General features: G+C 72.9%; 13 protein-coding genes. 7 read left to right on the top strand and 6 right to left on the bottom strand.

Going from position 1 to position 12,965, the window contains the following annotated elements:
- Positions 1-313: 313 nt before the first annotated feature.
- The 3 genes from ACFWZ2_RS06115 to ACFWZ2_RS06105 form a co-directional block, all read right to left on the bottom strand.
- A complete protein-coding gene (locus ACFWZ2_RS06115; protein WP_384542777.1) occupies positions 314-1,513 on the bottom strand; it encodes a sensor histidine kinase in 1,200 nt (399 codons plus the stop codon).
- 62 nt (positions 1,514-1,575) lie between these two features.
- Positions 1,576-2,304 carry an ABC transporter permease gene (locus ACFWZ2_RS06110; RefSeq protein WP_384542774.1) on the bottom strand — a complete coding sequence of 243 codons (729 nt, stop codon included), beginning with the start codon at positions 2,302-2,304 and terminating at the stop codon, positions 1,576-1,578.
- Between the two features lie 2 nt (positions 2,305-2,306).
- Positions 2,307-3,251: an ABC transporter ATP-binding protein gene (locus ACFWZ2_RS06105; protein ID WP_384542512.1), complete on the bottom strand. Its 945-nt coding sequence runs from the start codon at positions 3,249-3,251 to the stop codon at positions 2,307-2,309.
- 273 nt (positions 3,252-3,524) lie between these two features.
- On the opposite strand from ACFWZ2_RS06105, the gene ACFWZ2_RS06100 reads away from it, so the two are divergent.
- The 3 genes from ACFWZ2_RS06100 to ACFWZ2_RS06090 all read left to right on the top strand — a co-directional run bounded on the left by ACFWZ2_RS06100 (position 3,525) and on the right by ACFWZ2_RS06090 (position 6,530).
- Positions 3,525-4,379: a MaoC/PaaZ C-terminal domain-containing protein gene (locus ACFWZ2_RS06100; RefSeq protein WP_384542509.1), complete on the top strand. Its 855-nt coding sequence runs from the start codon at positions 3,525-3,527 to the stop codon at positions 4,377-4,379.
- Positions 4,380-4,433: 54 nt separating this feature from the next.
- On the top strand, positions 4,434-5,510 hold the full coding sequence (locus tag ACFWZ2_RS06095) for a Zn-dependent alcohol dehydrogenase (RefSeq protein ID WP_384542507.1): 1,077 nt from the start codon (positions 4,434-4,436) through the stop codon (positions 5,508-5,510).
- Positions 5,511-5,588: 78 nt separating this feature from the next.
- Positions 5,589-6,530 (top strand): 3-oxoacyl-ACP reductase, encoded by a 942-nt coding sequence (locus ACFWZ2_RS06090; RefSeq protein WP_384542505.1) that lies wholly within the window; start codon positions 5,589-5,591, stop codon positions 6,528-6,530.
- Between the two features lie 78 nt (positions 6,531-6,608).
- On the opposite strand, the gene ACFWZ2_RS06085 is transcribed toward ACFWZ2_RS06090, so the two are convergent.
- Positions 6,609-6,803: a hypothetical protein gene (locus ACFWZ2_RS06085; RefSeq protein WP_384542502.1), complete on the bottom strand. Its 195-nt coding sequence runs from the start codon at positions 6,801-6,803 to the stop codon at positions 6,609-6,611.
- Positions 6,804-6,850: 47 nt separating this feature from the next.
- Positions 6,851-7,987 carry a hypothetical protein gene (locus ACFWZ2_RS06080; protein WP_384542499.1) on the bottom strand — a complete coding sequence of 379 codons (1,137 nt, stop codon included), beginning with the start codon at positions 7,985-7,987 and terminating at the stop codon, positions 6,851-6,853.
- Positions 7,988-8,189: 202 nt separating this feature from the next.
- Here ACFWZ2_RS06080 and ACFWZ2_RS06075 point away from each other — a divergent pair, with 202 nt between their 5' ends.
- From ACFWZ2_RS06075 to ACFWZ2_RS06060, 4 genes are all read left to right on the top strand, one after another.
- Positions 8,190-9,251 (top strand): ABC transporter substrate-binding protein, encoded by a 1,062-nt coding sequence (locus tag ACFWZ2_RS06075; protein ID WP_384542497.1) that lies wholly within the window; start codon positions 8,190-8,192, stop codon positions 9,249-9,251.
- Between the two features lie 163 nt (positions 9,252-9,414).
- Positions 9,415-10,266 (top strand): Nif3-like dinuclear metal center hexameric protein, encoded by an 852-nt coding sequence (locus tag ACFWZ2_RS06070; protein WP_384542495.1) that lies wholly within the window; start codon positions 9,415-9,417, stop codon positions 10,264-10,266.
- Positions 10,263-11,006: a zinc ribbon domain-containing protein gene (locus tag ACFWZ2_RS06065; protein WP_384542772.1), complete on the top strand. Its 744-nt coding sequence runs from the start codon at positions 10,263-10,265 to the stop codon at positions 11,004-11,006. Before ACFWZ2_RS06070 ends, ACFWZ2_RS06065 begins: the two co-directional genes overlap by 4 nt.
- A gap of 12 nt (positions 11,007-11,018) precedes the next feature.
- Positions 11,019-12,287 (top strand): bifunctional RNase H/acid phosphatase, encoded by a 1,269-nt coding sequence (locus tag ACFWZ2_RS06060; RefSeq protein ID WP_384542493.1) that lies wholly within the window; start codon positions 11,019-11,021, stop codon positions 12,285-12,287.
- A 12-nt stretch (positions 12,288-12,299) separates the two neighbouring features.
- On the opposite strand, the gene eda is transcribed toward ACFWZ2_RS06060, so the two are convergent.
- Positions 12,300-12,947 (bottom strand): bifunctional 4-hydroxy-2-oxoglutarate aldolase/2-dehydro-3-deoxy-phosphogluconate aldolase, encoded by a 648-nt coding sequence (gene eda, locus ACFWZ2_RS06055; protein ID WP_384542490.1) that lies wholly within the window; start codon positions 12,945-12,947, stop codon positions 12,300-12,302.
- Between the last annotated feature and the right edge of the window lie 18 nt (positions 12,948-12,965).

Genomic DNA, 12,965 nt, shown 5'->3' with positions numbered 1-12,965 from the left:
ACGTCGCGCCGGGCGGGTGTGTCCCGTCTGGCGTCCGCGGTCTGTTCGGCGGTCCCGGTCCCGGTCCCGTCTGGCGCCCGCGCCCCGTCCAGCGCCCGCTCCCCGCCCGGCCTCCGCTCCCCGTCTCCGACGGTCACATGTCGCCCCCGGCGGTCACGCCCCCCGACGGTCACACCCCCGGGGGGGCACGGTCCCGTCCGCCGTCGCCGCCCCGTCCCACGGCCACACCACGCCCCCTGGCCGCCCCGCTCCGGCGGGCGGCCCCTACCTGCTCCGGCGGGCGGCCCCTACCCGCCCCCGGCGAGCGCGCCCCCTACCCGCCCGCCGGTACCGGATCCGTTTCGGTGATCGGTAGTTCCGCGGTGACTCGGAAGCCGGTGTGGGGGGTGGGGCCGGAGGTGAGGGAGCCGCCTGCTGTGGCGAGTCGTTCGGCCAGGCCCTTGAGGCCGCTGCCGGGGGTGCCGGGGCCGGGGCCGCGTCCGTCGTCGGTGATGACGAGACGGGCCCGTTCGGCGGTACCGGTGACCTCGATCTCGCAGTGGGCCGCGCCGGAATGACGTACGACATTGGTGGCGGACTCGCGGACCACCCAGCCGAGGAGTGCCGCGCTCTGCGGGGCGAGGGGCGGGCCCGACTGGCGGACGACCGTCTCGATCCCCGCCGCGCCGAGCAGATCGCGGGCGTGGTCGAGTTCCGTGGCGAGGCTGCCCTCGCGGTAGCCGGTGACGGCCTCGCGGATCTCGGTGAGCGCCTGCCGGCCGACGGATTCGATGTCGGAGACCTGGCCGAGCGCCGCGTCGAGGTCGCGCGGGGCGAGGCGCCGGGTGGCTTCCGCCTTCACCACGATCACGGAGAGCGTGTGGCCGAGCAGGTCGTGCAGGTCGCGGGAGAAGCGCAGGCGTTCCTTCTCGACGGCGTTGCGGGCCAACTCCTCGCGGGCGGCCCGCAGTTCGCGCACCGTCTCGGACAGCGAGAGGATCGCCGCGGTCACCATCACGGACAGGAACGTGCCGTACACGATGTTCGCCGCGTCCCAGCCCTCCTTGGCCCCGCCGATGGCGCCCGCGAGGGCGCCGAGGCCGAGGCCGACGGGGCCGAGCCACCGGCCCCGTACGACGGATCCGGTGGCGAGGCCGAGCAGCGGGAAGAACATCAGCCAGCTGCCGCCGTAGCCCGCGGCGAGCGCGACGGTGAGGGCGGCCAGGGCGCCGAGGCACCAGAGCGTGGCGGGCGCGGTGCGCAGCTTCTTGTCGAAGGCGCGGAACACGACGGCGATGTAGAGGGAGTTGAAGGCGAGGATGCCCGCGCCCGCGATCCACGGGTTGGCGGTCTTGCCCTGGAGCAGGTGCGAGAAGGCGCCCATGCCCATGAGCAGCCAGGGCAGCAGGGCGAAGCCGTTGGGCGGGCCGATCTCCTCGGGGACCTCGCCCCTCTTCTTCCTGGCGCGCCAGGCGGGCTTGGCCTCGGCCCAGTCGGACTTCCACGCCCGGCGGGCGTCCTGCCACTCCCGCATCCGGCAGGTGGTCCTGTGCTTCAAGGACACGGTCGTCCCCTTTCCCGTCACGCGGTTCACGGTCACACGGTCCGCGCGGCCCGGCGATACGAGACCACAGCGTACGAACCGAAGGCCAGCAGCCAGGCGCCGAGGACCGTGATGGTGCCGAGCCCCGGCGCGTTGCCGTCCGTCGCGGACCAGCCGAGGTCGGCGAAGCGGTGGGCGGGCGTGTAGGCGCCGATGGTGCGCAGCCAGTCGGGGAACTCGCTCACCGGGAACCACAGGCCGCCGATGACCGCGAGCCCGAGGTTGCAGGCGACGTTGACGACGCCGGTGGTCTGGGCGGTGAGGCGGTAGCCGTTGCCGATGCCGAGCAGTGTGAAGGGCAGGGCGCCGAGCCAGAGGAGCAGCAGGAGCGCCGTCCACTGCCCCGCGCCCAGTTGTACGTCGTTGACCAGGGCGCCCGCCACGAGCACCGCGGCGACGGAGGGCAGCACCGTCACGGAGCCGGCGAGGGCCCGGCCGAGCACCACGTCGCGGGGCCGCATCGGGGTGATCCGCAGCTGCCGCAGCCAGCCGATCGACTTGTCCTCGGCGACGCCGGTGCCGGTGGCGAGGGCCGAGCCGAGGGCGCCGTACGCGGCCATGCCGACCATGGTGCCGGTCTTCCAGTCCTGGGCGTCGGCGCCGTCCGCGCCGCCGATGTTGGTGAAGAGGAGGTACATGAGGACCGGCATGCCGACGCCGAAGACCACGAAGGTGGTCTCGCGCAGGGTCCTGCGGACTTCGAGCCTGATGTAGTCGAGGATCATCACACGGTCTCCAGACGCGCGGCGGGGGCGGACGTGAGGGCGAGGAACGCGTCGTCCAGGGACGCGGGCGCGACTTCGAGGCCGCGGATCGCGCCGAGCGCGGCGAGCGCCACGACCGTCGCGTCGGAGTCCTCGGTGCGCAGCCGGGCCCGGTCGCCGCGTACCTCGAGGGCGAGTACGCCGGGCAGTTCGGTGAGCCCTTCGGTGGGGCGGCCCGCGAGGTCGAAGGCGACCAGGCTGCCGCCCGCCGCGCGCCGCAGCTGTTCGCCGGTGCCGTCGGCGACGGTCCTGCCGCGGTCGATGACGACGATCCGGTCGGCGTGCGCGTCGGCCTCCTCCAGGTAGTGGGTGGAGAACAGCACGGTGTGGCCGGACCGCGCGTAGGCCCGCATCGAGTCCCAGAAGGCGTGTCTGGCCTCGACGTCCAGGGCGGCGGTCGGCTCGTCGAGCACCACGAGCGCCGGGTCACCGGCGAGCGCGACGGCGAACCGAACCCGCTGCATCTGGCCGCCGGACAGCTTGTCCACGCGCCGTCCGGCGAGTGCGGCGATGCCCGCGAGGTCGAGGGCGCGGGCGACGGGCATCGGCGCGGGGTAGGTGCGGGCGACGAAGCCGACGAGTTCGCGGACGGTGACGCGCGGCACCTGGCGGCCCTCCTGCAGCATCGCGCCGACCCGGCCCGCGGCGACGGCCCGCGCCGGGCTCTGCCCGAAGAGCCGCACCGAGCCCGCGTCGGGTTCGTTCAGGCCGAGCAGCAGGGAGAGGGCGGTGGACTTGCCCGCGCCGTTGCGGCCGAGCAGGGCGACGGTCTCGCCCGCCGTGATCTCCAGGTCGAGGCCGTCCACGGCGCGGACCGGGCCGAAGGCCTTGACGGCTCCGGTGAAGGCCACCGCGGGCCCGTCCTGTGGTGTCCGCGTCGTGGCCGCGGGTGATGTCTTCGTCATGACCACGACGCTATGGATCGGGGGTGGGGCGGCGGCAGATGCGCCTGTACGGACTCGGCCGGTACAAATGTCACAACCGCAGATCTGACGTCGCGTCAGGAGTCTTCACAACTCCCGGGGCCTCGGCTATACATGGGATCGCCGGACTGGAACGCGTTCTAGAACGGGCCGGTTCGCGGACCGGCCCTCCGGCCCTGTTGCGACCTCGGTGCGGCCGACGGTGCGGACGGCCGCACCGAGGTCTTGACCTCCGGCCCAAGGAGTTGCCACCCCATGCCCATTGACGCCGCGAAGGCCGTCGCCGCGGAGCCCCGGTCAGCCGAGATCGCCTGGGACCACAAGGACATCCAGCTCTACCACCTGGGCCTGGGCGCGGGCCTGCCCGCCACCGACCCCGACGAGCTGCGCTACACGCTGGAGTCCGAGCTGCACGTCCTGCCCAGCTTCGCCACCGTCGCGGGCGCGGGCATGGGCGTCGTCGGCGGGCTCTCCGCGCCCGGCATCGAGGTGAACCTCGCCGCGGTCCTGCACGGCGGCCAGGACATCACGCTGCACCGCCCGATCCCGGTCGAGGGCAGGGCCACCAGCGCGTCCAAGGTCGCCGCCGTGTACGACAAGGGCAAGGCCGCGATCCTCGTGCTGCGCACCGAAGTCGCCGACGCCGACGGGCCGTTGTGGACGAGCGACGCCCAGATCTTCGTACGCGGCGAAGGCGGGTTCGGCGGCGACCGCGGCCCCTCCGCCCGCGTCCCGGCCCCCGAGGGCGAGCCCGACAAGGTCGTGGAGCGGCCCGTCCGCGAGGACCAGGCGCTGCTCTACCGCCTCTCCGGCGACTGGAACCCGCTGCACGCCGACCCCGAGTTCGCCAAGCTCGCGGGCTTCGACAAGCCGATCCTGCACGGCCTGTGCACCTACGGGATGACGCTCAAGGCCGTGGTGGACACACTGCTCGGCGGCGACGTCTCCCGGGTGCGGAGCTATCGCACGCGCTTCGCCGGGATCGTCTTCCCCGGCGAGACCCTGCGGATCCGCATGTGGCGCACCGAGGGCCGGGTCCAGGCGACCGTGACGGCGGTCGAGCGGGACGACGCGCCGGTACTCGCCGACACCATCGTCGAACACTCTTGATCAGTCAGTGACTGATCGGCCAGCGATCCTGATCAGCCAGTGAGGAGCCGCACCATGCGCGCAGCCGTACTGCACGAGATAGGCCAGGACAAGCTCGAGGTCCTCGACGACGTCGAGGCGACGGGCTTCGGCCCGGGCAAGGTGAAGATCCGTGTCCGGGCGACGGGACTGTGCCACTCCGACGTCTCCGCGATGAACGGCGTGCTGCCGCAGCCCGCCCCCTTCGTCCCCGGACACGAGGGCGCGGGCGAGATCGTCGACGTCGGGGACGGCGTGAGCGGCCTCGCCCCGGGCGACCGCGTGCTGCTGTGCTGGCTGCCCGCCTGCGGCACCTGTCCGGCCTGCAAGCGCGGCCAGACCCAGCTCTGCCTCGCCGGATTCATGAACGCGGGCACCCCCAACTTCAAGCGCCCCGGCAGTGACGTCTTCGGCTTCGCGGGCACCGGCACCTTCGCCGAGGAGGTCGTCGTCGACGCCGGGTGCGCCGTACCGATCCCCGACGACGTGCCCTTCGACATCGCGGCGCTGATCGGCTGCGGGGTGACCACGGGGCTCGGTGCCGCGATCAACACCGCGGACGTGGCGGCCGGTTCGTCGGTCGCCGTCATCGGCTGCGGCGGCGTCGGCATCTCCGCGATCCAGGGCGCCCGGCTCAAGGGCGCGGCGCAGATCGTCGCCGTCGACCCGGTCGCGTCGCGCCGCGAGGCCGCCCTCAGGTTCGGTGCCACGGAAGCCGTCTCGCCGGACGAACTCGCCGACGCCAAGCAGCGGATCACCGCGGGCGAGGGCTTCGACTACGTCTTCGAGGTCGTCGGCAAGTCGGCCACCGCCCGCACGGCGTACGAGACGACCCGGCGCGGCGGCACCCTGTGCGTCGTCGGCGCGGGCGCCATGGACGACAACCTGCAGCTCAACATGTTCGAGCTGTTCTTCGACGAGAAGCGGATCCTGCCGTCCATGTACGGCGGGGGCGACGTCCTCACCTCGTACGAGCGGGCCATCGCGCTGTGGCGGGCGGGCCGCATCGACCTGGAGGGCCTGATCACGCACCGCGTACCGCTCGCCGAGATCAACGAGGCGCTCGACCAGATGCGCACGGGCGTGGCCCTGCGCACCTGCATCGAGATCTGACCCGCCGCGGCAACCGAACCGCGGGGGGATCCGAACCCGCGGCCGGGATCCGAACCGCCTAGCTCTGAGAGGACTTTGATGTCACTGCCACTTGCTGGCCTGTCCGCGATCGTCACCGGTGCGGGCCGCGGCCTCGGCCGCGCCGAGGCCCTGGAACTGGCCCGGCTCGGCGCGAGCGTCGTCGTCAACGACTTCGGGCAGCCGGGCCGCGACGGCTCGGGCGAGGCGTCCGCGGCGCCCGCCGAGGAGGTCGCCGCCGAGATCAGGGCCGCCGGCGGACAGGCCGTCGCCCACACCGGCGACGTCGCGGACCACGAACAGGCCCGCGCGCTCGTCCAGTCGGCGATCGACACCTACGGGAAACTCGACATCCTGGTCAACAACGCGGGCATCCTGCGGGACCGGATGATCTTCTCGATGAGCGAGGCCGAGTGGGACTCGGTCATCCACGTCCACCTCAAGGGCCACTTCAACACCACCCACTTCGCGGCGGCGCACTGGCGCGAGCGCTCCAAGGCGGCGGGCGTTCCGGTGTACGGGCGGATCGTGAACACCTCGTCGGAGGCGTATCTCGCCGGATCCGCGGGCCAGCCCAACTACGCGGCGGCCAAGGGCGGCATCGTCGGTCTCACCACGTCGACGGCGCTCGCCCTCGCCAAGTACGGCGTGACCGCCAACGCCATCTGCCCGCGCGCCCGTACGCGGATGACCGAGGACGTCTTCCAGGGCTTCCAGGAGCCGGGCGCGGGCCAGCTCGACCCGCTGGCGCCCGAGCATGTCTCGCCCCTGGTCGGCTACTTGGCGTCGCCCGCCGCCGCCAAGGTCAACGGGCAGCTGCTCGTGGTGCACGGCGGCATGGTCGCGATCGTCGAACGGCCCAAGGTGGCCGCCAAGTTCGACGCGGTGAAGGAGACGTTCACCTTCGACGAACTGGACGAGCTGATCTCGCCGTACTACGCGGACCGGCCGCCGAACGAGACGTTCGCGGCGGCGGAGGTCCTCGCGCTCAAGCGGGACTGAGCGCGCGCCCCTTCGAGGTGCGCCAACGCGCAGGGGCCCGGCACCAGATGGTGCCGGGCCCCTGCCGGGTGCGTCGGGTCAGGACGCCTGGTCCTGCCTGCGGTGCCGTCCGCTCGGCGCCGCGGCCTCGTCGTGCTCGGCCACCGGGCCCCGGTGCCGGCCGGCACCGGAAAGGCGGTTGCCCGAAAGCTGGTTACCGGCACCGGAGTGCGCGGCCGCCGCGTCCTGCGGCGTGGTGTTCCACTGGGTCTCCGTACTGGTCTCGGTCGTCATCAAACTACTCACCCCGTAAGAAGATCGTTCGGTACAGCCGGGCGAGTCTAACCGCCCGCCGATCGCCCGGTGAGAGGTGCCTGCTGCAAGGGCACGGGCCGCGCCACCACGGGCTTCGGCGGATCCTCCGCGGGCGCCTTCGACCTGCACGTTTCCGGTTCGGGCGGCGCGGGAGGCGGGGCCGCGTCGAGCCGGGCGACACCGCACGGCGCGGCCTTCGTCGCATACGGCAGACAGAGCTCGCCCTGCCGCGTCCACCATCCGGTGCCGGTCAACCACCCCTCGGGCGCCGCCAGTTGGCGCAGTCTGCGCTCGGCGGGCCGCCAGGTGCCGAGCCAGCTGCCCGCGGGCCCCTCGATCCGCAGCGCCACCGCGCAGCCCTCCGGCATGAGCACCTGCCCCGGCTGGATCGCGAACGGCGTGAGCGCGAGACCGGGCAGCCGCAGACACTCGGGGAAGCGCACCGGACGCGTACCGCCGAGGACACCCCAGCCGAGCCGGTCCTGCCCGGGGGCGTCCGAGCGGAGCAGCAGCAGACCGCTGTCGTGGTCCGCGAGCAGCAGCCGGTCGTCGCTCTCCTCGGAGATCTGCAGGAGCGGCGAGACCTCGCCGCCGCGCTCCAGGTCCACGGCGACCGTCTTGGTGCGCCCCTCCAGCGTGCGGTCCAGGGCGAGCATGCGGTCCGTGCCGTCCAGCCAGACGCCGCCCGAGCAGCGCCCCGGGATCTCCGCGAGATGCTCGGGCCCGAAGGCGCCGCCCGCCACCAGCCACACGGCGGACGAGTGCTCGCCGGGTGCGACCGCATACGCGCGGCTGCCGCCCGGCGCGGGCGGCAGCAGCCTCAACTCGCCGCATTCCACGGCCCCGAGAGGCACTTCGCCGGTGTCGGGGCCCGTCGGGTAGAGCAGCGCGAAGGTGTGGCGTGCGTCCACCACGCGGTGGATGAGGACGCGCCCGTCGGACATCGGCAGCACCTCCGTGTCCGGCTCCTCGGGCTGGTTGCCGGGCAGCGGCACCGCATAGGGCTCCGCGGAGCCGAGCGTCCAGCGCTCCGGGAACCAGGCGTCCGGCGCGTCCCCGCCACGGGCCAGGCGCGCTGCGTACGACCCGTCCGCCGCGATCGTGCACCCCGCTGGGCGGGCGGGGGCCCGGTGCGGGGCCGGCGCGGGTGGCGCTGTCGTCATCGTGGGTGTCACCTCCGGCCCCGAAGCTAGTTTTCGTACGCACTGGCGTGGCACCTGTGACTGTTCACTTCACACAGAAGGGTGGCAATGTCCCGATTCGACTGAGGGGACGGGGGCGGTTGTGCTGGGAGAGGCGGCTCCGCTTAAAGTTAGGCGAACCTAAGCTCGGTCGGATCCGAGCGGCGCACCCCCTGGAGTCCCGATGTCCGTGTCCATCCGGTCCGTACGGCGCAACCGCCGCGGCACCGCAGCCGTCGCCCTCGCCGTGACCGCCGCACTCTCGCTCGCGGCCTGCGGGTCGGAGGACGGCTCCGCGAAGTCCGAGAACGGCAGCGGCAGCAAGGCCGTCGCCCAGGGCGGCGACGACTTCGCCAAGGCCGCCGAGCAGACGGCGAAGATGGGCACCACGGCCAAGCCGGGCGAGTTCCCGCGCACCATCACGCACGCCCACGGCAAGACCGAGCTGAAGGCGCAGCCCAAGCGCGTCGTGGTCCTGGACGTCGGCGAACTCGACAACGTCGTCTCGCTCGGCATCAAGCCCGTCGGCTACGCCCCCACCGAGGGCGACGACGGCATCCCCGGCTACCTCAAGAAGGAGGCCGGCGACCCCAAGGACGTCGGCACGATCAACTCCCTCAACCTGGAAGCCATCGCGAACCTCAAGCCGGACCTGATCCTCGGCAGCGAGCTGCGCGCCGCCAAGCTCTACCCGCAGCTCTCCAAGATCGCCCCCACGGTCTTCTCGATCCGCCCCGGCTTCACGTGGAAGGAGAACTACCTCCTGAACGCCGCCGCGCTCGACAAGACCGCCAAGGCCAAGGAGGAGCTCTCCGCGTACGAGAAGAAGGCGAAGGCCCTCGGCAAGGAGATCGGCGCGGCCCACGACGGCAAGAAGCCGACGATCACGATGCTCCGCTACATGCCGGACCGCATCCGCCTCTACGCCAAGGCGTCCTTCATCGGCACGATCCTCGACGACGCGGGCCTGCCGCGGCCCAAGAACCAGCAGGTCAACGATCTCGCCGTCGAGGTCAGCCCGGAGAAGATCGACCAGGCCGACGCGGACTGGATCTTCACGGGCGTCTACGGCGACGCGTCGAAGACCGACCGCTCCGGCGCCGAGAAGAACCCCCTGTGGAAGAAGCTCGACGCGGTCAAGAAGGGCCAGGCCAAGGACGTTCCCGACGAGACCTGGTACCTGGGCCTCGGTGTGACGGCGGCGGACTCCGTCCTGGACGACCTCAAGACGAACCTCGCCCCGTAAGAGGCGCCCCGTCAGGGGCGCGGGGACTGCGCGCTCAGCCCAGAACAAGCCGCTCGCGCAGTTCCCCGCGCCCCTGACGGGCCCCACCGCCGGTCCGTAGCCGACCGACAGCGGTCGGTAACGCAAGACCTGCCGGGCATTCGGGGAAGGTAGCCTTTTCCCCGTGCCCCGTCTGTCAGAAGTACTCGCCGCGCTCGACGCCCTGTGGCCCGCCGAACTGGCCGAGAGCTGGGACGCGGTCGGCACGGTCTGCGGCGACCCCGACACCGAGGTGTCGCGCGTCCTGTTCGCCGTCGACCCCGTCCAGGAGATCGCCGACGAGGCGGTGCGGCTCGGTGCCCAGCTCCTGGTCACCCACCACCCGCTCTATCTGCGGGGTACGACGACGGTCGCGGCGTCCACCTTCAAGGGCCGCGTCGTCCACGACCTGATCAAGAACGACGTCGCGCTGCACGTCGCGCACACCAACGCCGACCGCGCCGACCCGGGCGTCTCCGACGCGCTCGCGGGCGCGCTCGACCTCCGTGTCGTACGCCCGCTCGTACCGGACCCCGCCGATCAGCGGGGCCGTCGCGGCCTCGGCAGGATCTGCGAACTCGACCACCCCCTGACCCTGAGCGAGCTGGCCGAGCGCGCCGCCAAGCGGCTGCCCGCCACCGCGCAGGGCATCCGTGTCGCGGGCGACCCGGAGCAGCTGATCCGCACGGTCGCGGTCAGCGGCGGCTCGGGCGACAGCCTCTTCGACGACGTGCGCGCCGCGGGCGTCGACGCCTTCCTCACCGCGGACCTGCGCCACCACCCGGCGTCCGAGGCCCGCGAACGCACGCCTCTCGCGCTGCTCGACGCGGCGCACTGGGCCACCGAGTGGCCCTGGTGCGAGCTGGCCGCAGCCCAGCTCGACGAGATTTCCGACCGTCACGGATGGGGCCTTCGCGTCCACGTCTCGAAGACGGTCACCGACCCCTGGACCGCCCACGCGGCCTCGACTTCCCACACCACAGGAGCCCCCAACTGAACGCCGCGCCCGCCGACCAGATCCGACTGCTCGACGTCCAGGCCCTGGACGTACGCCTGCAGCAGCTCGCGCACAAGAAGAAGTCGCTGCCCGAGCACGCCGAGATCGAGTCGCTGAACAAGGACCTCGCGCAGCTGCGCGACCTGCTCGTCGCCGCGACGACGGAGGAGAGCGACTGCGCCCGCGAGCAGACCAAGGCGGAGCAGGACGTCGACCAGGTCCGCCAGCGCGCGGCCCGCGACCAGCAGCGCCTCGACTCGGGCGCGGTCACCTCGCCCAAGGACCTGGAGAACCTCCAGAAGGAGATCGCCTCGCTGGCCAAGCGCCAGGGCGACCTGGAGGACGTCGTCCTCGAGGTCATGGAGCGCCGCGAGTCCGCGCAGGAGCGGGTCACCGAGCTGACCGGACGCGTCTCCTCCGTGCAGTCGAAGATCGACGCCGCGACGGGCCGCCGCGACGCCGCCTTCGAGGAGCTCGACGGCGAGGCCGCCACGGTCGGCAAGGAGCGCGAGGTCGTGGCGGGTTCGGTCCCCGCCGACCTGCTGAAGCTCTACGACAAGCTGCGTGAGAAGGAGGGCGGCATCGGCGCCGCCAAGCTCTACCAGCGGCGCTGCGAGGGCTGCCGCCTGGAGCTCAACATCACCGAGGTCAACGAAGTGAAGGCCGCGTCCCCGGACACCGTGGTGCGCTGCGAGAACTGCCGCCGCATCCTGGTCCGTACGTCCGAGTCCGGCCTGTAAGGACCCCTGTACATGCGCGAGTTCATCGTCGAGGCCGACGGCGGCTCCCGGGGCAACCCGGGGCCCGCGGGCTACGGCTCAGTGGTCATCGACGCGGCCACGGGGGAGACCCTGATGGAGGCCGCGGAGTACATCGGCGTCGCGACGAACAACGTCGCCGAGTACAAGGGTCTGGTGGCAGGACTGAAGGCGGCGCACCAGCTGGACCCGGCCGCGTCCGTCCACGTCCGCATGGACTCCAAGCTCGTCGTCGAGCAGATGTCGGGCCGCTGGAAGATCAAGCACCCCGACATGAAGCCGCTCGCCGCCGAGGCCGCGCGGGTCTACCCGTCGTCCCAGGTGACGTACGAGTGGATCCCGCGCGAGAAGAACAAGCACGCGGACCGGCTCGCGAACGAGGCGATGGACGCGGGCAAGCGCGGCAAGCAGTGGTCGCCCTCGGCGTCGACGGCGGAGCTCGACGCGCGGGCCGCGCGGTCGGCCGCCGAGGCACCCGCGGGCCCGCCCGGCGACGCGGCGGCGGGCGCGGCACGTGCGCGGGCGGCCCTTGCCACCTCGCGTACGGGCACGGCGACGGCGGAGAGTGCAGAGGGTCCGGAGAGCGCCGACGCCCGGGCCGCGCAGAACACGGCGACCCCGCCCGTCGGTTGGGCCGCGCCCGCCGACCTGGGCGCCCCCGCGACCTTCGTCCTGCTGCGGCACGGCGAGACCGCGCTCACGCCCGAGAAGCGGTTCTCCGGGAGCGGCGGGTCCGACCCGTCCCTCTCCGACGTGGGCCGCGAGCGGGCCGCGGCCGCACTCGCCACGCGCGGCACGATCCAGGCGATCGTCTCCTCGCCGCTCAAGCGCTGCCAGGAGACCGCGCACACCGTCGCCGCCCGCCTCGGACTCGACGTCCACATCGAAGAGGGCCTGCGCGAGACGGACTTCGGGGCCTGGGAGGGGCTGACCTTCGGCGAGGTGCGCGAGCGCCAGCCGGAGGAGCTGAACGCCTGGCTGGCCTCGCCGAAGGCGGCGCCGCCCGGCGGCGAGTCGTTCACGGCGGTCTCCCGCCGGGTGTCGGCGGCACGCGACCGCCTGACCGAGGCCTACGCGGGCCGCACGGTCCTGCTCGTCACGCATGTCACGCCCATCAAGACGCTGGTGCGCCTCGCGCTCGGCGCCCCGCCGGAGTCCCTGTTCCGCATGGAACTCTCGGCGGCCTCGGTGTCGGCGGTGGCGTACTACGCCGACGGCAACGCCTCCGTACGACTCCTCAACGACACGTCACACCTGCGTTAGGCCCCGCGGGGCTCAGCGCAGGGACGCCGCCTCGCGGGCCAGGGACTCCACACGGGCCCAGTCCTTGGCCGCGACGGCATCGGCGGGCAGCATCCAACTGCCGCCCACGCAGCCGACGTTCTGCAGCGCGAGGTAGGAGGGCGCGGCGGCCGGGGTGATGCCGCCGGTCGGGCAGAAGCGGGCCTGCGGCAGCGGGGCGCCGAGCGACTTCAGGTAGGCGGTGCCGCCCGCGGCCTCGGCGGGGAAGAACTTCATCTCGCTGACGCCGCGTTCGAGCAGCGCCACGACCTCCGAGGTCGTCGAGACGCCCGGCAGGAACGGCACGCCGGAGCCCTGCATCGCGTCCAGCAGCGTGTCCGTCCAGCCCGGGCTGACGAGGAAGCGGGCGCCCGCCTCCACGGAATCGGCGACGTTGCGCGCCGATATGACGGTGCCCGCGCCGACCACCGCGTCCGGCACGTCGGCGGCGATGGCCGAGATCGCGTCGAGCGCGACGGGCGTCCGCAGGGTCACCTCGATCGCGGGCAGCCCGCCCGCGACCAGGGCCCGCGCCATCGGCACGGCGTCGTCGAGGTTCTCGACGACGACCACGGGGACGACGGGGGCGAGATCGAGGACGGAGTCCGGTGCGGCGGCGGGGGAGGGCGCGGAGGAGGTCATAGGGGCATCCTGCCCCGA

It is taken from the genome of Streptomyces sp. NPDC059002 (assembly GCF_042740435.1).
GTDB lineage: Bacteria > Actinomycetota > Actinomycetes > Streptomycetales > Streptomycetaceae > Streptomyces.
This window is presented reverse-complemented; position numbering and strand designations above follow the sequence as displayed.

Coding starts and splice junctions, on each gene's coding strand:
- ACFWZ2_RS06115 (WP_384542777.1), bottom strand. CDS start 1,513: ATGCGGGAGTGGCAGGACGCCCGCCGGGCGTGGAAGTCCGACTGGGCC.
- ACFWZ2_RS06105 (WP_384542512.1), bottom strand. CDS start 3,251: ATGACGAAGACATCACCCGCGGCCACGACGCGGACACCACAGGACGGG.
- ACFWZ2_RS06100 (WP_384542509.1), top strand. CDS start 3,525: ATGCCCATTGACGCCGCGAAGGCCGTCGCCGCGGAGCCCCGGTCAGCC.
- ACFWZ2_RS06095 (WP_384542507.1), top strand. CDS start 4,434: ATGCGCGCAGCCGTACTGCACGAGATAGGCCAGGACAAGCTCGAGGTC.
- ACFWZ2_RS06090 (WP_384542505.1), top strand. CDS start 5,589: ATGTCACTGCCACTTGCTGGCCTGTCCGCGATCGTCACCGGTGCGGGC.
- ACFWZ2_RS06085 (WP_384542502.1), bottom strand. CDS start 6,803: ATGACGACCGAGACCAGTACGGAGACCCAGTGGAACACCACGCCGCAG.
- ACFWZ2_RS06080 (WP_384542499.1), bottom strand. CDS start 7,987: ATGACGACAGCGCCACCCGCGCCGGCCCCGCACCGGGCCCCCGCCCGC.
- ACFWZ2_RS06075 (WP_384542497.1), top strand. CDS start 8,190: ATGTCCGTGTCCATCCGGTCCGTACGGCGCAACCGCCGCGGCACCGCA.
- ACFWZ2_RS06060 (WP_384542493.1), top strand. CDS start 11,019: ATGCGCGAGTTCATCGTCGAGGCCGACGGCGGCTCCCGGGGCAACCCG.
- eda (WP_384542490.1), bottom strand. CDS start 12,947: ATGACCTCCTCCGCGCCCTCCCCCGCCGCCGCACCGGACTCCGTCCTC.